This window comes from Corynebacterium sp. MSK310, assembly GCF_030227355.1.
Lineage (GTDB): Bacteria > Actinomycetota > Actinomycetes > Mycobacteriales > Mycobacteriaceae > Corynebacterium > Corynebacterium rhinophilum.
This window is the reverse complement of the sequence record NZ_JASPFZ010000085.1, coordinates 1-215: the sequence shown is the minus strand read 5'-3', so window position 1 is coordinate 215 and position 215 is coordinate 1. Positions and strand designations below refer to the sequence as shown.

Annotated in this window: 1 protein-coding gene; it reads right to left on the bottom strand. The window is 45.6% G+C overall.

Annotated elements, in window-relative coordinates; translation table 11 throughout:
* The coding region (locus QP891_RS11795) for a helix-turn-helix domain-containing protein (RefSeq protein ID WP_284806007.1) at nt 1-215 on the bottom strand (215 nt) is incomplete at both ends.

Genomic DNA, 215 nt, shown 5'->3' with positions numbered 1-215 from the left:
GGTGGTGCATCGACGCCGTTTACTAAAGCCTTTAAAGTCCCATGGCTTTTGATGATTCGTGCGACTTTCTTGTGATTGACCGGGGTATACGCCAGGTCTTCCTTAAGGCTTGCGGCGATGCGTTTAGCCCCATAAAGACCATGCTCATCATCAAAGATGGTCTTTATTCTTGCACCAATAAGACCGTCAGAATATATCTTTAACCTGCGCTTTTT